Source organism: Lachnoclostridium sp. An131 (assembly GCF_002160825.1).
In the GTDB taxonomy this organism is placed as follows: Bacteria; Bacillota; Clostridia; order Lachnospirales; family Lachnospiraceae; genus Laedolimicola.
This window is the reverse complement of record NZ_NFLI01000003.1, coordinates 69,026-87,690: the sequence shown is the minus strand read 5'-3', so window position 1 is coordinate 87,690 and position 18,665 is coordinate 69,026. Positions and strand designations below refer to the sequence as shown.

Genomic DNA, 18,665 nt, shown 5'->3' with positions numbered 1-18,665 from the left:
AGTAAAAATACACAAAAAATGCCCTAAATTAGAAGTTTTTACAGTTATATTTGTGCAAAACATAAAATTTACAAAGGAGAAATTGCATTCTTTTTCATAAAATTGTATAATAATAGCGTATTTAAATGAAAGAGAGGGCCTTTATCATGAAACAAAATAACATGTTGGCAATGATTCTGGCCGGCGGGCGCGGTTCCCGTCTGCACGAACTTACCAATAAGGTCGCAAAACCGGCGGTGGCGTACGGCGGAAAGTACAAGATTATCGATTTTCCGCTCAGCAACTGTGCAAACAGCGGAATCGATGTGGTCGGCGTTCTGACTCAGTATGAATCCGTTCTCCTGAACAGCTATGTGGCGGGAGGCGGCAGCTGGGGCCTGGATGCCCGTGACAGCGGCGTATTTGTCCTGCCGCCCCGTGAGAAGGCAGACGCGAATCTGAATATATACCGCGGGACAGCAGATGCGATTTCCCAGAATATCGATTTTGTGGACAGCTATGATCCGGAGTACATTCTGATTTTGTCCGGAGACCACATCTACAAGATGAATTATGCGAAGATGCTGAAGTACCACAAAGACAACAATGCGGACGCAACCATCGCGGTCATTGAGGTTCCGATTAAGGAGGCCAGTCGTTTCGGTATTATGAATACGGATACGGAGACCGGACAGATTGTGGAATTTGAGGAAAAACCGGAGCATCCGAAGAGCAATCTTGCTTCTATGGGTATCTATATTTTCAACTGGAAGCTCCTGCGCAGAATGCTGGTGGCGGATATGAAGAATGAGGAATCCAGCCATGATTTCGGAAAGGATATCATTCCGCAGATGCTCAATGACGGGAAGAGACTCTTTGCCTACAAATTTAAAGGCTACTGGAAGGATGTGGGAACCATCGATTCCCTTTGGGAGGCGAATATGGATCTGCTGGATCAGAAGAGCGGCCTCGATTTGGATGACCGTACCTGGAAGATCTATACAGAGGACATCCCTACCTTCCCGCAGTATATCTCTGAGGATGCAGATGTGAAAAATGCTTACATCACCCAGGGCTGTGTTGTAGAGGGCGAGGTGAAAAATTCCGTCCTGTTTACCAGTGCCAGAATAGGCGCAGGTGCGAAGGTGTATGACAGTGTCCTGATGCCGGGAGCGGTCGTGGAGCCGGGAGCGGTGCTGAATCGCGTCATCGTGGCGGATAATGTGAAGATAGGAAGCCAGGCAGTGGTTGGCAGCGCGGACAGCGAGCACATTGAACTGGTTGCGAAAAATGTAAAAGGGGTAGAATGATTATGGCAAGAGCATTAGGAATTATCAGTTTTTCAGAAAGTCATATCTGGGTAGATGGCCTGGAAGATTACCGTTCAATCGCCGCATTCTCCTTCCTTGGCAGATACCGCGTGATTGACTTTCCGATTTCCAATATGTCAAACAGCGACATTGACCGGATTCAGGTGTATATCCGGAGAAGACCGCAGTCCCTGGTAGGCCATATTGGTACCGGGCGGCATTTCAATATCAACTCCAAGAGCGGATATGTAAAGATGATGTTTACGGATTCCCAGGAGGAAAATGATTATTACAATACAGATGTAAAGGCTTATCTTGCAAACCTGGAGCATATTGAGAATACCTCAAATACCCATGTGGTCATTGCTCCCGGATATATGGTATACCGTCAGGACTTTGACGCGCTTCTGAAGACGCATATCGAGTCGGAGGCGGATATCACAGTCCTCTATCATTCCGTGGACGACGCGAAGGAGAACTATCAGAGCTGCTACTGTGTGAACCTGAACCGCCAGAAGGGTGTGGATTCCTTTGAGCGGAACAATGGAAAGGTAAAGAACCGCAACATCTTCATGGATACCTATGTAATGAAGAAGGAGCTGTTTGTGGAGCTTCTCAGAGAGGCTAAGAAGACCTCGTCCATGTACACGCTGCGCATGATCATCAATGACAAATGCCATGATCTGGACATCCGCGGTGTGGCCCACAGAGGCTTCTTTGCCCCGATCACAGATTTCAAGAGCTACTATGACGGCAATATGGCCCTGCTGGATCTGAAGACAGCGCAGAATCTGTTTGATACATCCTGGCCTATCTATACACGTACCAGCGATTCCTGTCCGACTCAGTATTTTGATACCGCCATAGTCAGAAAATCCTTCCTTGCAAACGGATGTACCATAGGAGGAACGGTAGAAAACTCTGTGGTAGGCCGTGACTGTGTGATTAAGCCTGGCGCCGTAGTGAAGAACTGCGTGCTGCTCACGAACGTGCTGATCGGTGAGGGCGTACATATTGAGGGCCAGGTGGTGGACAAGAATGCAAAGGTCACGAAAATGAAGGAGCTGATTGCAGAGCCGGATACGCCCGGTTATGTAAAGCGAAACGACACCGTATAAATCCCTGTCCCTCTCGTTACGGGCTTTGCCTGTATTCTGCGAAAGCAGGTGTAATTTTTTTCTGGTTGTCAAATCAGGAGAACCGGAGTATAATAACACCAGGGAGTAATTCCTGGGGTGTGCGTCAAACCGCTATTTTGAACCTACATTTACGTTTATGGGATTCCAATATCTCAGTCTGGATGCCAGGCCTCCGTTTTGCAGTGGAAGGCAGAAGGGCTGTTGAGGTCACCCACCTAGCTTTGGCTAGGCGTCAAAATCGCGGAGACGGCATTTTGGGTATACTGCAGATAAAAGCAGCCGCTTGCGGCTGCTTTTTTTCGTGCGCCGGTTCTGTCCCGGACGTGCCCTTCATATAAATAAAATGGCATGGAATAAAGCGGCTTTTAGCCGCCGGATAAGGTGGGCAGATAACGGTGGATCATTGGAGAGATTATCACAGGGATAAAAGCAGGGAGATCAGAAGGACCAAGCTGTATCTTCTGATGATAGGCGTTCTGATTCTTGGAACGCTTCTTTTTTATGAAAAAAAGGGAATGCAGGCTCCGGAAACAGCACAGGAGGGACAGCGGGAGGGGCGGCAGACAGAGGAGGAGACTCCCATGGAAGATGCGCAGGAGGAAGAACCGGAAATGGCAGAAGAAACGGAGGAACCGGAGGTTCAGCCTCTGGAATACAACGGAAATATCCGGGTGCTGTTGAGAACAGATCATTATGAGGGAGAGATCCATGGGGAAATTCAGCTGTCCTCTGGCTCAGGACAGGACCTCACGGTATATGATGGGGAAAATGGGGAGACGATAGAAAGTGGGAATTTTCTTGCCTTTACGAGGGAGGAGGATACGCTGTTTCTGAATGGAGAGCCGATGGCAGCTATGCCGGAGAGGATGGTTGTGAAAACTGCTGAAGGAGACGGCGCAGGAATCGCCGTAGAGTCGGTGGTGAGGAACAGCGGGATCCCTGTCTATGAGGGAGTGCTGGAGATCTGGCCTGTACAGGAGGGCTTTTATCTGGTCAACGATCTGCCCTTTGAAACCTATCTGAAATATGTCGTTCCCAGTGAGATGCCTTCCGGGTACAGTATGGAGGCATTGAAGGCCCAGGCAGTCTGCGCGAGGACCTATGCCTGCAAGCAGCTTCAGTCCTTTGACTTCCCTGCCTGTGAAGCGCACGTGGATGACAGTGTCATTTACCAGGTATACAATAATACCGGAGCGGCGGAAAGTACCAGCCAGGCTGTAGATGCGACCTCGGGAATGATTTTGACAAGCGGCGGGCTTCCCATTACGGCTTATTATTTTTCTACCTCCTGCGGAGCCACTGGAAACGAGGAAATCTGGTGGGAGGGAGACGCTTCGCTTACGCCGTATCTTTGCGCGAAAACAGTAGACGCAGCGGGAGAAGCTGTGGATCTGAGTGAAGAAGAGGCGTTTGAGGAATTTCTGGAGGAGGAAAATGAAGGCTGCTATGACGCCGGTATCAGCTGGTACCGCTGGGAGGCGGAAACAGATCTGGATACGCTTACGGATAATGTCAACGCGGCGCTGAAAAGCCGGTATGAGGCGAATCCGGAAGCGGTTCTTACAGAGGAAAACGGCGCATTTGTGAGCAAAGAAATAGAGAGTATTGGAAGGATTCAGGGAATCGAGGTGCTGGAGAGAAATGAAGGCGGAGCGATTGTGAGGCTTCAGATTCGTGGAAGCGAAAATACGATACAGGTATTGACAGAATATAATGTGCGCGCGCTTCTGAATCTGCAGGGCTGCAATGTCGTCCGAAGCGACGGAACGCTTACAGCAGGAGCCTCGCTGCTGCCGAGTGCCTGCGTGGTGATTACTCCGGTATTTGGAAGCGAAGGGGAGCTGGCTGGCTGGCGCTTTGAAGGCGGCGGCTATGGCCATGGTGTGGGCTTGAGCCAGAATGGGGCGAATACTATGGCAAAGCAGGGAATGAGCTTTGAGAAAATTTTAGGTTTTTATTATACAGGAGCGGAATTGACGGCAATCACGGATTTATGGTAAGATATACATTCAGAAGAGGGAGAGCAGTATGAAATTTCTGAAGAAGGCAGTAAAAATGGTGTCCGGTTTTCTGGGGGCCATGCGTGATGACCATGTGGGAGCATATGCGGCGCAGACCGCTTACTTTATTATGCTCTCATTTTTTCCGTTTATCATCCTGCTGGTGACGCTGATACGGTATACCTCGATTACGCCTGCGGATGTGTACGAAGCGGCCCGGGCGATTTTCCCTGCCAGCATGGACAGCTTTATCTTAAGCCTGATCAATGAGGTATACAGCAAGACGGCCGTGACTGTCTCGGTTTCCGCGATTGTGGCAGCCTGGTCTGCCGGAAAAGGCTTTCTGGCCCTGATGCGGGGTATGAACACGATCTACAATGTGGAGGAACGGAGGAATTATATCATTCTCCGTCTGCGGTCAGCGCTTTATACAGTGGTCTTTGTGATCGCCATTATCCTTTCGCTCGTGGTGCTGGTTTTCGGAAATTCCATCCATGAGGCAGCGGTGGAGCATATGCCTTTTCTGGCAGTGGTCACGGGGATGATAGTACGCCTGAAGGGCATCGTGGGTGTCTGCTTTCTTACTGTTGTGTTTATGCTTTTGTACCGTTTTGTGCCAAACCGCCGTGCCCGTCTGCTCAGCCAGGCGCCAGGGGCTCTGTTTTCCTCTGTGTGCTGGTATCTTTTTTCTATCGGTTTTTCTATCTATGTGGAATATTCGCCGGGGATTTCCAATATGTACGGAAGCCTGACAACGATTGTGCTTGTTATGCTCTGGCTTTATTTCTGTATGTATATTATTTTGCTGGGTGCCGAAATCAATTCTTACTTCGAAGATCAGTTCCGCCGGGTTGCTTATTACCGGCAGATGCTGCGGGAGCAGAAGAAGGAATCCTGAGCTGCCGGCTGTGCCTCCGGTACTGATTGGGGGACAGGCCGGTATGCTTCCGGAACACGCGGCAGAAATAGCCGGAGGACTGAAAGCCGCATTTTCGGCTGATCTCCTCTACCGTGTCCGGGGAGGAGGAAAGCAGCTGTTTTGCCCTTTCCAGACGGTAATTCTGCAGATAGCCGACTGGCGGCTGGTGCAGATAGGACTGGAAGCACCGGGAAGCCTCACTTTTGCTGATGCCTGCAGAGGCGGCGATGTCGTTCAAAGTGATGGAGGTGGCATAGCTGCTGCGGATAAAGGCGAGCATTTTCTGCATCCGAATCTGCAGGACAGCCTCCTCTTTTTCCGGCTTTACGGAGGAAAGCTCTCCCGCATGGGAAAACAGGAGCTGCCAGATATGGTTCAGCTCATTCTGTACCTGCATTTCAAAGCAGGGGCTGTCCTCCTCCGCGTGTTCAAAGGGCAGGAATGGAAGCGGGCCGTGTTCAGGTTCAGAACCATATTTCTGCAGAAGAGAAAAGATGTGGTCAAGGTGGGAGAGAAGCTGCTTCTGCCAGAGAACAGCGGGCTTCAGGACTATGCAGGGAAGCTGGCGGGATGATAAAAGCGGTCCGATATATTTCCGGTAAATCAGATGATCTGCGGGAGCGATGAGTTCACCGGAAAACAGAATATTGGGACATCGGCAGCGGTCCCTTTCATAGAGCTGTGAGAAGCTGTGGAGCACGTTGCTGTTTACAAAGATGCCGTCTCCTTCGTCCAGCAGAAATTCCATACGCCCGATCTGCGCCTGTACGGGGCCGCCGCAGATGAGCAGAAGCTCGGCTTCCGCGTGCCAGTGGAGCGGAAAGCGGCAACCGGGAAAACGGAAAAAGTCATCGACATAATACTGAATGGGAAATTCTCTTTTTCCGTGAACAGTCAGCTCCTGAAAATTATCTCCTATCGATATGCTTGAAGTGTTCATCAGCCTTCCTCCTTCCTGCCGGTACTGTCCTCAAAAGAGCCCTGTACGGCTCTCTGCTTTTTGACTTTGAGAATATAGTACTATATTTTTGGAAGAAAATCCATTGATTTAAAGAAAGTTTGGGAATATACTACGATACAGCTTGAAAAAGCAATTTTTATGAAGAACTGTAGGAGGATGATCCATGATACAGAAATACAGCTTATCGTACAGCCATACCATTCGGGCATGCTTTACAGCCTATATTGTTCAGGCTATCGTAAATAATTTTGCCCCGCTGCTTTTCCTCACCTTTCAGTCTGTGTATGGGATCCCCCTGCAGCAGATTACACTTTTGATTACCTTTAATTTCTGTATTCAGCTGTTGATAGACGCACTGAGCGCGCGGCTTATCGACAGGATAGGCTACCGGGCATCTGTGGTGGCTGCACATATCTGTTCCGCGGCCGGACTGGCCCTTTTGTCAGTGCTTCCGAGTATTCTTCCGGATCCGTTCGCCGGGCTTTTGATTTCCGTTATGCTCTATGCGGTTGGAGGCGGCCTGATTGAGGTGCTGGTAAGTCCAATCGTAGAGGCTTGTCCTGCAGACAACAAGGAGGCGGCCATGAGCCTGCTTCACTCCTTCTACTGCTGGGGCCATGTGGCGGTAGTCCTGTTCTCTACGGTTTACTTTCTGCTGTTTGGAACTGAGAACTGGAGAATTCTCGCGCTGCTCTGGGCCGTGGTGCCGGCTGCCAATTCCATTTTGTTTATGCGGGTTCCGATCTATTCACTGCTGGGTGAGGGAGAAAGGGGATTGTCTTTGAAGGAGCTTTTGAAGAACCGTATTTTCTGGCTGCTTCTTCTGATGATTTGCGCTGGAGCCAGCGAGCAGGCGGTGAGCCAGTGGGCTTCCACATTTGCGGAATCAGGCCTCCAGGTGTCAAAAAGCATGGGCGATCTCTGCGGACCGATGCTCTTTGCCATTCTGATGGGAACCTCCAGGGCCCTTTACGGAAAATACGGAGACCGTCTGAAGCTTGACACCTGCATGAGAGCAAGCGCGGCCCTGTGTATCGTAAGCTATCTGATCATTTCCCTTTCTCCGTGGCCGTTCTTAAGCCTGCTGGGCTGCGGCGTGTGCGGATTTTCTGTAGGCATCCTCTGGCCAGGCGGCTTCAGCATTGCCTCGCGGACCATTGCCAGAGGCGGGACTCTGCTTTTTGCCCTGCTGGCGCTGGGCGGAGATGTGGGCTGCTCCCTGGGGCCTACTTTTGTGGGAATGATTTCCTCCCTGGCTCAGGGAAGCCTTTCCTCCGGCATTCTGGCAGCTGTGATTTTTCCGGCTCTGATGCTGGCGGGCTGCCTGATATTGCCGCTGCTGTTAGGGAAAAAGCGGGGCAGAAAGGCAGAGGTGCCGCGGACGGAAATGTAAAAGCAGGCAGATTAGAAATATTCTTTCAGATATGCAGCTGTCTTTTCCGGTATTTCAAAGAATGCAGTTATTCCGGCGATCTCAAGGCTGATACGGGAATCCTCATACAGGGTAAGCTGGCAGAATTCATACAGCTTTCCATCTGTCTGTGTTTCTCCGAATTTTATGGCCTTTTCCTGTAAAAGAGTAAAGCCTCCGATTTGCTTTCCATTTGGCGGAAGCTCTTTCAGCCTCCAGTCTTCTGCATCCTGGGTCAGCGCAGCTGCGAACGCTGTCAGCTCCGGCTCCCGCAAGGAGCATTCCGAAGGCCAGAACAAGGTCATCCGGAGTGGAAAGCTCTGCGGGAATGAGGAGCGGGAAAAACAGAAAGCCCAGGGCAATCAGAGCGATGCCGAGCAGATCAAGGGCAACAGCCTTTTTTCTGCGTTCCTCATAGAGAGTGGTCAGCTTTTCCTTTACAGTCTTGTCAAATAGAAGCGGTTCTCTCCAGAGACGGCGGTAGGGATTGCCGGCCAGAAGGATGGAGAAAAGAAGAATGATTTCAGTAATAAACAGCAGCATAAAAACCAGGACTCCCAGATTACTGTTTTGATTTGAAAAGGAAAAGGCCAGGCTGCCAATAAACAGGCCGGCAGCTGCGCCGGTTTTTTGCAGCTTTCTTTTTTGGTGGGCCAGAAAGCCTCGGGCTGTTTCCAGGCTTACATAGAAGCCTGGCTCCTCAGGCGAAGGCTTGGAGCGGTCTTCTTCCCCCTCATTTAACAGATAATCCAGAGTGACATGAAACATTTTGCTCATGCGGATGATTTTCTCCGTCTCCGGGTAGCCGCTGTCCCGTTCCCATTTGCTGACTGCCTGACGTGAGACGCCTAACTGGTAAGCAAACTCCTCCTGAGACAGCCCGGCTTCCTTTCGAAGTTTCTGAATTTTTTCTCCAAAGGTCATATGTGTATCCTCCTTCTGTGACAGTTTATCTGTTTTTGCGCCGGATGGCTACCAAAATACGGTTGCAGCTGTGCTACGCCAGGTTGCAAAGTCGTAAAACAAGCGGTTTTGCGCCTCTCAGAGCCTCATCACGGGACGGATGTATTTGAAATACTGTTCCGGATGGTAATAGAAATACATAATTCTGCCGGGAGTGGTATCAAGCCGGCAGCCAGCGCCGGAATAGTCAAAGGACGCCATGGCGCTTTCTATTTTCTGTTCTACGCTTATATTTTCCCGCTCATAATTAAAGGGCCCATGCTCAAAGACTGCATATTCACCTTCCGGCACATCCATAAGGAACATATGCGGAGGAACTTCTCCCCGGTACTCTGCGGGGAGCCGTATGCCCCAGCATTCAACGCGGGGAATTCCCCAGTCACAGAGACGCCCCTGTGGATCGTTTATGTAGGCCATTACCTGGCCGCCTGTGCAGTCTGCTTCGCTGCCTCCCTCATCGTCCAGCTTTCCTTTGACGCTGTCCAGAATTCCGCAGACAGTTTCGTAATCCTGGCCTGGCAGCTGATTCTGCTTCTGCCAGAAATCCCAGTATCCATTGCTCTCATAATTTCTGACATGCAGAAATTTGTGGGCGGGTATCGTGATAAAATAGATTTTCACATCATCTTTTGACTGAATCATGCCGATTTCTCCTAAACCTAATAAGTAACGGTCAAAGGGATGGATTTTGGTGCGGAGTATGACGGGACGGGGATGCTTCCTGTATGCGCCCGGTGTCATGCCGTATGCTTTTTTAAATGCCCTTGTAAAGGCTTCCTGAGAGGAAAATCCATAATCAAGGGCGATATCCAGAAGCTTCCGCTGGCTGTCCCGGACCTCTTTCAGCGCGAAGGCCAGCCTTCTCTGCCGGAGATAGCTGCGCAAAGACAGGCCGGATATTTCATGGAATTTCCTGGTGGTATGAAATTCAGAATATCCCAGCCTGCAGGAAAGAGCGCGCAGGGTCAGGGCTTCTTCCTCGTGGTTTCGTATACCGTTGTCGATTTCGTCGACGATACTCTGAATCTGTCTTCTCCATTCATACATGCCGGTTTTCTCTTCCTTTCGCCGTTCTGTCGGTAATTATACCCTGGCGGCCGGATTTCTGCTTGATTTTATTTGCGTTTCGGGTTACCCTCAGGTAACAGGAACATAAGTTTCATGTTCATTGCGGGCAGATTACTTTCAGTATACAGGAGAGGAACATTCGGATCAATGAGCTAGAATGTCCGGGGAGAGAATATGAATAAAATGGAAGAGATGAGAGAGTTGAAAGAAGGAATAAAAGAAATGAAGGGAACAAAAGAGATGAAAAAGCGATTCACGGCCGGGCTTACGCTGGCTCTGTTCATGGCGGCATTTCTGGCAGTGTGCGGGTGCGGAGAGAAAGAGAAAAGTGTGACGGAAGCGCAGAATCCGGATACGGCTGTTCAGGCAGAAATACAGACGGAGAAAGTTCTGGAAGAGCCACAGGAGGCAGAAGAAATTCCGGAAAAGGAACCATTGCAGGAGAAAGAAGAAATCCCGGTAACAGAGGAGACCGACTGGTCCGGTTATTTTGATGGGCTGAACGGAGCGGCGGTTCTTTACTGGCCTTCGGAAAACCGCTATCAGATCTACAATGCGGAGCTGGCGCAGACCAGGCGGTCGCCCTGTTCCACCTTTAAAATCATTTCTTCGCTGGTAGCGCTGGAAAACGGAATTCTGGAGCCGGAGAATTCGGTCCGTACCTGGAGCGGGGAGGCGTTCTGGAATGAAGACTGGAACAGGGACATTGGTTTTGAAGATGCGTTCCATACTTCCTGCGTCTGGTATTTCAGGCAGCTGGCAGATGATATCGGGCCGGAGCTGATGCAGCAGGAGCTGGACAGGCTCCAGTATGGAAACTGTGATATTTCCGACTGGGAAGGACGGCTGAACACCAATAACAGCAACCGGGCCCTGACCGGCTTCTGGATTGAATCCTCTCTGAAAATATCTCCGAAGGAGCAGATGGAAGTGATGGAGCGCATCTTCGGCAGGGATTCTGAATACTCTGCAGAGACGCAGCAGGACCTGATGGACGTCATGCTGGTCACGGAGCAGAATGATTCGGCTGCCGCTGTCTATGGGAAGACCGGAATGGGAAAAGACCGGGGAATTACAGTAGACGCCTGGTTTACAGGCTTCGCAGACACCGCAGATGGCAGAGTCTGTTTCTGCGTTTATCTGGGCGAGACGGAAGGGAGAGAGGTGACCAGCACCGGAGCAAGGGAGATTGCCCTGAAACTTCTTGCGGATTATGAATAAAACGGGGCCTGAAAGACTCAGGGCCGCGCGCTTTCTACGTAAAAAACGATTTTGGTAATGTATTCATTTTCATCCTGGGAAGTGATATAGTCGTTGATGCAGAATTCATAAGCATCGGAGACGATACTCCAGTTATGAGCAGCACAGTAATCCAGCAGCTTCCGGTACGAACGGCCGATGGACGGATAATCTCCCACATGGTAGATACAGGCGCAGGTCCCGGCGGGAAGACGCAGGATGTTTGGGGCTTCCCCGTTCCTGTCGATGGGCAGAAAGGCCATGGAAGCCTCGGTAAAGCGTCCGTCTCGGATGTGCTTAAGAGGAACAATGACGCCGGTCTGAAAATAGATGGGAAGATGCTTCTGAGAGGAATCCACAAAGCACTGCTTGGTGGCGATGCTGATTTCTTTCAGAGTGTATGGCGCTTTCACTTTCCGGAACAGAAGATACTGGGCGTCCTGGCTTTCGATGGTGACAGCGCCGTCGTTTCCACGGCGTTCCGTTACCTCTTCCATCTGTCCGCAGCGGTGCAGCACTCTGTTTCGAATCAGGCGCAGCTCCTGAATCTGCCGGTCAATGACGCTTACCTGTCTCTTTAACGCGGCCAGACTGCTGTCGATATTGTAATGCAGCATATGTTCTTTGATTTCATCCAGAGAAAATCCGATTTTTTTCATAATCAGAATGGTGTCCAGGTAGTCAATCTGGCTGGCGCTGTAATAACGGTATCCGTTGTGCGGGTCCACATAGGCAGGGCAGAACAGACCGATTTTATCATAAAAAATCAGTGTCTGCCGGGAGATATTCTGATATCTGGAAAGCTCGCCGATGGAGAACAGGTCTTCCATAATTCCTCCTTGACATTATAGTTACTATATAGTTTATGATAACACGGAACAGAGATAAAATGCAATAAAAGGAGAGAAATCATGTCTGGAAAAAAGATTTCTGTTTTACGGGAAAAATGGATGGAGGGCTTGTCCTGGCAGAGGATTGGGCTAATTATTCTGGGAGCGGCAGTCTGTTCCTTTGGCATCCACAATATTCACCAGCGGACAGGCATTACAGAGGGCGGAGTCATCGGGCTGATGCTTCTTGCGGAGCATTGGCTTGGATTTTCCCCTGCCTTTCTTACGCCTGTGCTGGACGCGGCCTGCTATCTGCTGGCTTTCAAATATCTGGGAGGGAGATTTATCAGGATCTCCGTAATTTCAACCTTAAGCGTTTCGCTTTTTTACAAGGTCTGGGAATGCTTTCCGCCCATGCTGCCGGATCTGTCAGCGTATCCTCTGGCGGCAGCCGTGCTGGGAGGGATGTTTGTGGGAATCGGCGTCGGAATCATTGTGCGCCAGGGCGGCTCCAGCGGAGGGGATGACGCGCTGGCTCTGACGATCTCCCGCGTCACGCGCCTTCGCCTGTCCCGGTCCTATCTGTTTACGGATCTTGTGGTGCTGGGGCTTTCACTGAGTTACATTCCTGCCGGAAGGATATTCTTTTCTGTAGTTACAGTGACGATTTCCTCGTTCCTGATTGACTGTATTCAGAACTGGGAACCGCATAAGCCAAAGGCGCCGCAAAAAATCCGGGAAGAGCATGGGAAAGTGGAGAATAGAAGAGAAAGCATGAAATCTGAAAGCTGATATAAATGATATATATAAATGATATAAAGTATGCCGGACCAGGTCACAGAACTCAGTCCCGGCATACCTTATCGATGTCTATACAATAATCTTCATCGATCAGAATATAATTGTATCCATATTTTTTACACATTTCATAATAATGGGCATTATCCCGGAGAAGAGATTCCCGGGTGCACCAGGAATCATCCAGGCGCTGTTCGATGGTGCAGGCGTATTTCTTAATATCTGTAAAATGCCGCTCAATATAATTTCGGCTCATTACAAGACAGCAATAGCGGATAGGGCTCAGACGGAAGCCCGGACATAGTTCATAAGCTCATCGAAGCCGCCGTTTGGATAGCCAGAGATATCCTTCTCTTTCCTGTTGATCAGGCAGTCTGTCAGAAGAAATACCTGCATACCAAGCTCCCGGGCGATCATGTCTTCGGTGACATCGTTGCCTACCATGAGGCAGCATTCCGGGTCTTCTCCGAGACGGTTCAGGAGCTCCTGATAGTAGGCCGGATTCGGCTTGCAGTACCCGATATTTTCATAAGTCGTGTAAAATTCAAAATCCTCCGGTTCCAGTCCCGCCCAGCGGATGCGGCTTTCGGTGGCGATGGCCGGGAAAATGGGATTGGTAGCCAGCGCCGCGCGCAGCCCCAGCCTCTTCGCCTCCCGGACGGCCTGAGCGGCCTTGGGCTGAAAACCGCAGAGCTCTTTTCCTTTCTGAAAATCTGTGGTGTAAAAGTCTTCGAACACAGGAAGATCGTTCAGAACCTGTTCCCCGTAAATTTCTGAAAAACGCTTCCAGAAGGCAGTCTCGTTGTTCTGGCTCCCGTCATTTTTTACCATAGCTGCAGTACCGGCCCAGATGGAATCTACCAGCTTCGCCGGCTCATAGCCCAGGGGAGCCAGCCTTGCGGCCAGCAGCTTGAAATAGCCCTTTGTAAACGCGTCATTGTCCATGGGAAGAAGGGTACCGTCCAGGTCAAATAATATCGTTGTAAGTTTCTGATGTTCCATTGCGTACCTCACTTATGTCCTGTTAGATGTTTGTACAGCTTATCCGTTTTTGTGTCTGCCGCCTTCCCGTATTGCGTGGCGGCTGGCGCAGAAACAGTCTTAGCAGATATTATAATATTTTATTTCTCCATTGGCAAGGATCGTGCAATTATTTTACAGGCATATGAAAAACAATTATCCCATGAATGCGGTGACGCACCAGGTTTCGCCGGAGCCGAAAATGATGGCGCAGAACAGTTTACATCCCGAAATAAGCGGCGATTTCTTTCATCCGCTCAGACTGAGCCACATGGAAGGGACATCTCTTATCACAGTGCCCGCAGGAAACACAGGCGGATGCTTTTTTCTCCAGCTTGCCGTAATGGTCTGCAGCCATCGTGTCCCCGGAAGCTGCCAGATCGTAGTACTTATTGATCAGCCCTACATTTAATCCTGCCGGGCAGGGCTGGCAGTGGTTGCAGTAGACGCAGGTTCCTGTGACGTCTTTCGGAGTGAAGGTTCCCAGAATGGAATAATCCCGTTCTTCAGGAGAGGCCGTCAGGAAACCAAGAAGCTGTTTTACGTCGGCAAGATCCCGGATGCCGGGAAGTACGGTCAGCACGCCGGGCTTATCCAGGGCATACTGAATGCACTGGTACTGCGTCAGGGCCTGCCCGAAGGGCGAAGTATTGGCATCCAGAAGCTGTCCGCCGGAAAAAGGTTTCATGACAGAGATTCCGACGCCTTCGGCTTCGCAGCGGCGGTACAGGGCCATGCGTTCGCTGGCGCTTCCGTTTGCATAGTCTCCGTGCTGATAGTCGTACGCTGCGTTGATGGAGAACATCAGCTGGTCGATGAGCCCGGTGTCCAGCGCATGCCGGGCCAGCGCCGGAGTGTGGGAAGAGAGGCCGATGTGGCGTACAGCGCCGGCCTGCTTCATATCCAGCAGATAGTCCAGAACGCCGTGCTTCTGATAGGCCTGCCAGTCGGAAGCTGCGTCCAGACAGTGAATGAAGCCGTAATCAATATAATCCGTCTTCAGTTCCGTAAGCATCCAGTCAATCTGCCGTTTTATGGTCTCGAGCTTTGTGGTCCAGCCGTATTCTCCGGTTTCGTAATTTGCCCCGAAATGAACCTGATAGAACATTTCCTTCCTTACAGAGGCGAAGGCCGTCCCGTAGTATCCGAAGGTTCTGGCTCCGGCGGTTGCAAGGTCCGCATAGTTGATTCCATTTTCATGGGCGTAAATCAGGGCTTCTACGGCATCCTTTTCCGGCGTGTCGGCGATATAGCTGGTGCCGAGTCCCAGGATGCTGATTTTGTCCCCGGTCTTTTTATGAATTCTGTACTCCATATTTAAATCCTCCTGTATTTTGTCAGTGAAGTACCCGCAGCCGGCGGACTGAGTATGAAAATTGAAAGCGCAGCAGCGCAGCGGCGGGCAGAAACGGCATCCGGCCGGCAAAGCTCCCTTGTCTTTCCCGGCTGGAGCGCACTGATATTATTTTACAGGCTGAAGTCAGCTTTAGGTCAATAGGAAATTCAACTTTTATTCCATACGGAGCCGTACCACGATGCTCTGCTTCTCCAGATTCCGGAAGCACAGGCAGGGAATCAGTACGGCGAACAAAAGCAGGAGGGGCGCGCATACTCCCAAGGGCAGCAGCGTGAAATGAAAGGTGGAGAAGCCGCCGCTTACCATGGCGCGGATCAGAATTCCCACGGACAGAGCGCTGACAATGAAGGAGGCTGCCAGTGTAATGACTGCGTAGAAAAGACCTTCATAGACCAGCATCCGGCAGAGCTGTTTCTTTGTCATGCCGACGCTCTGAATCATGGCGAATTCCCGTCTGCGGGAGACGATGGCTGTTACCATGGAATTGATGAAATTCAGGATGCCCACCAGGGCGATGACGACGCTGACGGCATTTCCCATGACGGAAGAGGAGCGGGTCTCAGCCTCGTACTGCTCGGCCATGGTCTGGCGGGAGGTGACGGGAAGGCTGCTGTCCGTGGTCTCCCTGTAATCGTCCAGGAAGGAATGTACCTGTTCCAGATCGATGGCAGGTCCCACGGCCAGAACATAATCTCCGGAGGCAAAGGCTTCCGCGTCAAAGCTGCCCTGGAGAATATACGGCTCCTGGGTGATGGCGTCCAGGGGAATTCCGTCAAGGCCGTAGACCCTGGCGGAGGCTTCCCGGCTTTTCAGGGCGGCGCGCAGCTCTCCGGCGCCTGCCGCGTCATAGGTTTCCCAGCCTGCCAGCGCGTCCTCGGTATAGAAGTTTTGAAGATTTTTAAGGGTGTCGTCGTCGATCTGCCAGTCCGCCTGACCGGTATAGAGATGGCCTGACGCTTCCAGTCCCTCCTGATTTTCCAGATCCCGGACCAGAGAGCTGCTGAGGGAGGTGGAAGCAGGGTCATAGCCGTTCAGGCTGTCCCCGCTGTCTGAGTCGGTAAGCTCGAAGTCTGCAAGCGTCAGATCAGCCAGGTATTTCTCTATATCGAAGGACGCGTTCTGCGCGTAGAAGGAGCACAGAAGCACCAGGGCCAGCGTCAGGGAGCAGATGACGGTGACGGTCCGCCTTTTATTGCGGCCCAGATTGGACCAGGCCATGGAAGACAGGGAAGCGCTTCCGCGGCGCCGTTTGCGGCTTTTTCTGCTCTTCGACGCGGCGTCGTTCATGCGCAGAGCTTCTATGGGAGACACTTTTCCCGCGAGCCTTGCGGGGCGCAGGCAGGAGAGAAGGACCGTAATCCAGGCGAACAGGGCGGAGCCGATGAAAATGACCGGATTGGCGGATACGGTGCTTTCGCCCTCAAGGATTCCCAGGAAGGAAGGCACCAGCACCATGCCGAGCAGCCAGCCAAATAGCAGTCCCAGAGGGATTCCGATCAGGCAGATGCGGCCTGCCTGCCCGAAGATAAGCCGGCGGATCTGGCGGTTGGTGGTTCCGAGGGTTTTCAGCCTGCCGTAGAACTGGATATCGGCGGTGACACTGATCTGAAAGATATTGTAGATGATCAGGAAGCCGGCGATAAAGACCAGAATCATGCCCAGGTACAGAGGCAGGCTTTCCTGGAAGGCCGTGGCGCCCATTTCCGGGGAATAGGCCAGGTTTACGCTGTATTCCAGATCCGAAAGGCCGGTGTCTGCCAGGATGTCGTTCAGATCTGCTTCGATATTCTGGTCGCTGTACAGGCTCACCTGGGCCATGAAGGTGCCGAGCACATTTCCGTCGGAAGCACTGTCCGGAGTCTGCGTATCTGCATCTGCTCCGGCAAAGCTCTTTTCTTCCGCAATCATTTCATCGGCGAAATCCCGGCTGACCCAGGCCATGCCGGCATAGCTGGATTCGTTTCCTTCCCAGAACCCGCAGAGCGTAAAGACAGAGGAAGTGACTTCGCTGCTGTTCAGATCCTTACGCCATTCCAGCGTGACGCTTTCGCCCAGTTCATGGGGAAGGCCAAGCCGGTCAAGGGTAAGCGTATCCAGGGCGATCTCGCCGGCATTTTCAGAAGACCGATGACGTCGTCGCTGGTTCTGGTGTCCAGGTTTCCGGTAGGCTCGTCGGCCAGGATAATCGAGGGCTTGCTGGCAAGGGCTCTTGCGATGGCCACCCGCTGCTGCTGGCCGCCGGAGAGCTGGTTGGGAAGGCTGTCAAGCTTCTTTTCCAGGCCGAGAAGCTTGACTACCTGCAGGATGAATTTCCGGTCAGGCCGCCTGCCGTCCAGGGAGATGGGAAGGATGATATTTTCCCATACGCTTAAGACAGGAACCAGATTATAATTCTGAAAGATGAAGCCGATCTGCTTACGGCGGAAAATGGTGGCCTGTTCGCTGTTTAAGGCTGCAAGCTCCGTATCGCCCACCCGGACACTGCCTTCGCTCGGGGTATCCAGGCCGCCCAGCATATGAAGCAGCGTGGATTTTCCGGAGCCGGAGGTTCCGATAATGGCCGTAAATTTTCCTCTTTCGATATCCAGATCTATGCCGTCCAGGGCTTTCACCAGCGTTTCGCCCTTTCCATAATATTTTTTCAGTCCTCTTGTCTGTAAGATGATGTTGTCTTTCATGCCGATTTCCTCCTGTATGAAAATATGGAATGCTTTTTCTTTTCAGATATCAGGATAGCAGAGGAAGGTCACAGGAAAGGTACAGGAAGGTTACGTTTTTGTACCTTTGATACCGGCCTTGACCTGGAGCTTTTGCAGGAATTCTGCCGGATAGCCCTTGACGTATTCCGGGAAATTCCGTATGCTAAAGGTGAGAAAAACATACGGGCAGCCGTGCTAAGCAATTAGTGCGGCGCCTCTTTTTTGGAAAAGATCCTTTCAGTGAAAGAGAAAAGGCAGGAAGAAAGCATGAAACGTATTTTTTTCGCAGAAGATGATTTGAGTTTGATAGGCGGATTAACCTTTGCTTTGAAGAAGCAGGGATATGAGACGGAGGTTGCAAGGACAAGCCTGGAAGCGCGGAGAATATGGAAGGATGGAAGGTACGACCTGGTCATTCTGGACGTGTCTCTGCCGGACGGTTCCGGCTATGATCTGTGCAGGTTCATCCGGGAGACATCGAAGGTACCGATTATCTTTCTCACAGCGGCGGATGAGGAGACGGATATCATCATGGGACTGGACATAGGCGGAGACGATTACATTACCAAGCCTTTTAAGCTGGCGGTATTCCTGTCCCGGGTGAATGCGCTTCTGCGCAGAAGCGAAAATTTTGACGGGAATTCCGGACAGGAAAATGTGGAATTAAGCTCAGGCGGCATTACGATACAGCGGCTGAAAGGAGAGGTATACAAGGATGGAGTGAAGCTTGACCTGACAGCGGGGGAATATAAGCTGCTCTGCCTCTTTATGGAAAATCCGGATATGGTTCTGTCGCCGGAGCAGATCCTGGGCAGGCTCTGGGACCATGAAGAGAAATATATAGATAGCAGCACGCTGACCGTTTATATCCGGAGGCTGCGTACAAAAATAGAAGATGACCCCGGCGAGCCAAAGAAAATCATCACAGTGCGGCGCATGGGATATAAATGGAACACGGCGGATTGAGGTGCG

Annotated in this window: 17 protein-coding genes and 1 other RNA gene; 9 read left to right on the top strand and 9 right to left on the bottom strand. The window is 51.3% G+C overall.

What is annotated here, in order from left to right:
* Nucleotides 1-146: 146 nt before the first annotated feature.
* The 5 genes from B5E77_RS03200 to B5E77_RS03180 all read left to right on the top strand — a co-directional run bounded on the left by B5E77_RS03200 (nt 147) and on the right by B5E77_RS03180 (nt 5,326).
* Complete coding sequence (locus tag B5E77_RS03200; RefSeq protein ID WP_087163957.1) at nt 147-1,289, top strand: glucose-1-phosphate adenylyltransferase; 1,143 nt, start codon at nt 147-149, stop codon at nt 1,287-1,289.
* Nucleotides 1,290-1,291: 2 nt separating this feature from the next.
* Complete coding sequence (gene glgD / locus B5E77_RS03195; RefSeq protein WP_087163956.1) at nt 1,292-2,407, top strand: glucose-1-phosphate adenylyltransferase subunit GlgD; 1,116 nt, start codon at nt 1,292-1,294, stop codon at nt 2,405-2,407.
* Nucleotides 2,408-2,513: 106 nt separating this feature from the next.
* A non-coding RNA gene (gene ssrS / locus B5E77_RS03190) (6S RNA) lies at nt 2,514-2,693 on the top strand.
* A gap of 130 nt (nt 2,694-2,823) precedes the next feature.
* On the top strand, nt 2,824-4,428 hold the full coding sequence (locus B5E77_RS03185) for a SpoIID/LytB domain-containing protein (protein ID WP_087163955.1): 1,605 nt from the start codon (nt 2,824-2,826) through the stop codon (nt 4,426-4,428).
* Between the two features lie 28 nt (nt 4,429-4,456).
* Nucleotides 4,457-5,326: a YihY/virulence factor BrkB family protein gene (locus B5E77_RS03180; RefSeq protein ID WP_242963575.1), complete on the top strand. Its 870-nt coding sequence runs from the start codon at nt 4,457-4,459 to the stop codon at nt 5,324-5,326.
* Here the strand turns inward: B5E77_RS03180 and B5E77_RS03175 are convergent.
* Complete coding sequence (locus B5E77_RS03175; protein ID WP_087163954.1) at nt 5,247-6,287, bottom strand: AraC family transcriptional regulator; 1,041 nt, start codon at nt 6,285-6,287, stop codon at nt 5,247-5,249. The genes B5E77_RS03180 and B5E77_RS03175 overlap by 80 nt on opposite strands.
* Nucleotides 6,288-6,471: 184 nt before the next feature.
* Between B5E77_RS03175 and B5E77_RS03170 the strand changes: the two genes are divergently transcribed.
* The gene (locus B5E77_RS03170; RefSeq protein WP_087163953.1) at nt 6,472-7,701 is read left to right on the top strand and encodes an MFS transporter; all 1,230 of its coding nucleotides are present in this window, start codon (nt 6,472-6,474) and stop codon (nt 7,699-7,701) included.
* A gap of 126 nt (nt 7,702-7,827) precedes the next feature.
* Here the strand turns inward: B5E77_RS03170 and B5E77_RS03165 are convergent, their stop codons facing one another.
* Both B5E77_RS03165 and B5E77_RS03160 read right to left on the bottom strand, forming a co-directional pair.
* Nucleotides 7,828-8,643, bottom strand: coding sequence for a helix-turn-helix domain-containing protein (locus B5E77_RS03165; protein ID WP_087163952.1), 816 nt, complete (start codon nt 8,641-8,643; stop codon nt 7,828-7,830).
* 117 nt (nt 8,644-8,760) lie between these two features.
* A complete protein-coding gene (locus B5E77_RS03160) occupies nt 8,761-9,729 on the bottom strand; it encodes a helix-turn-helix transcriptional regulator (RefSeq protein WP_087163951.1) in 969 nt (322 codons plus the stop codon).
* 195 nt (nt 9,730-9,924) lie between these two features.
* Here B5E77_RS03160 and B5E77_RS03155 point away from each other — a divergent pair, with 195 nt between their 5' ends.
* The gene (locus B5E77_RS03155) at nt 9,925-10,971 is read left to right on the top strand and encodes a penicillin-binding transpeptidase domain-containing protein (protein WP_242963573.1); all 1,047 of its coding nucleotides are present in this window, start codon (nt 9,925-9,927) and stop codon (nt 10,969-10,971) included.
* 17 nt (nt 10,972-10,988) lie between these two features.
* Here B5E77_RS03155 and B5E77_RS03150 read toward each other — a convergent pair whose 3' ends face one another.
* On the bottom strand, nt 10,989-11,819 hold the full coding sequence (locus tag B5E77_RS03150; RefSeq protein ID WP_087163950.1) for a MerR family transcriptional regulator: 831 nt from the start codon (nt 11,817-11,819) through the stop codon (nt 10,989-10,991).
* 81 nt (nt 11,820-11,900) lie between these two features.
* Here B5E77_RS03150 and B5E77_RS03145 point away from each other — a divergent pair, with 81 nt between their 5' ends.
* On the top strand, nt 11,901-12,611 hold the full coding sequence (locus B5E77_RS03145; RefSeq protein WP_204248007.1) for a YitT family protein: 711 nt from the start codon (nt 11,901-11,903) through the stop codon (nt 12,609-12,611).
* A gap of 52 nt (nt 12,612-12,663) precedes the next feature.
* Here the strand turns inward: B5E77_RS03145 and B5E77_RS03140 are convergent, their stop codons facing one another.
* The 5 genes from B5E77_RS03140 to B5E77_RS03120 all read right to left on the bottom strand — a co-directional run bounded on the left by B5E77_RS03140 (nt 12,664) and on the right by B5E77_RS03120 (nt 17,672).
* Nucleotides 12,664-12,873, bottom strand: coding sequence for a hypothetical protein (locus tag B5E77_RS03140; RefSeq protein ID WP_087163949.1), 210 nt, complete (start codon nt 12,871-12,873; stop codon nt 12,664-12,666).
* A 26-nt stretch (nt 12,874-12,899) separates the two neighbouring features.
* Nucleotides 12,900-13,619 (bottom strand): HAD family hydrolase, encoded by a 720-nt coding sequence (locus B5E77_RS03135; protein WP_087163948.1) that lies wholly within the window; start codon nt 13,617-13,619, stop codon nt 12,900-12,902.
* 238 nt (nt 13,620-13,857) lie between these two features.
* Nucleotides 13,858-14,952, bottom strand: coding sequence for an aldo/keto reductase (locus tag B5E77_RS03130; protein ID WP_087163947.1), 1,095 nt, complete (start codon nt 14,950-14,952; stop codon nt 13,858-13,860).
* 195 nt (nt 14,953-15,147) lie between these two features.
* Nucleotides 15,148-16,935, bottom strand: a complete 1,788-nt coding sequence (locus B5E77_RS03125) for an ABC transporter permease (protein ID WP_242963572.1) — start codon at nt 16,933-16,935, stop codon at nt 15,148-15,150.
* A gap of 74 nt (nt 16,936-17,009) precedes the next feature.
* The gene (locus B5E77_RS03120; protein WP_087163945.1) at nt 17,010-17,672 is read right to left on the bottom strand and encodes an ABC transporter ATP-binding protein; all 663 of its coding nucleotides are present in this window, start codon (nt 17,670-17,672) and stop codon (nt 17,010-17,012) included.
* A 288-nt stretch (nt 17,673-17,960) separates the two neighbouring features.
* On the opposite strand from B5E77_RS03120, the gene B5E77_RS03110 reads away from it, so the two are divergent.
* Entirely contained in the window at nt 17,961-18,659 is a 699-nt protein-coding gene (locus B5E77_RS03110) for a response regulator transcription factor (RefSeq protein WP_087163943.1), read from the top strand.
* The last annotated feature ends 6 nt before the right edge of the window (nt 18,660-18,665 follow it).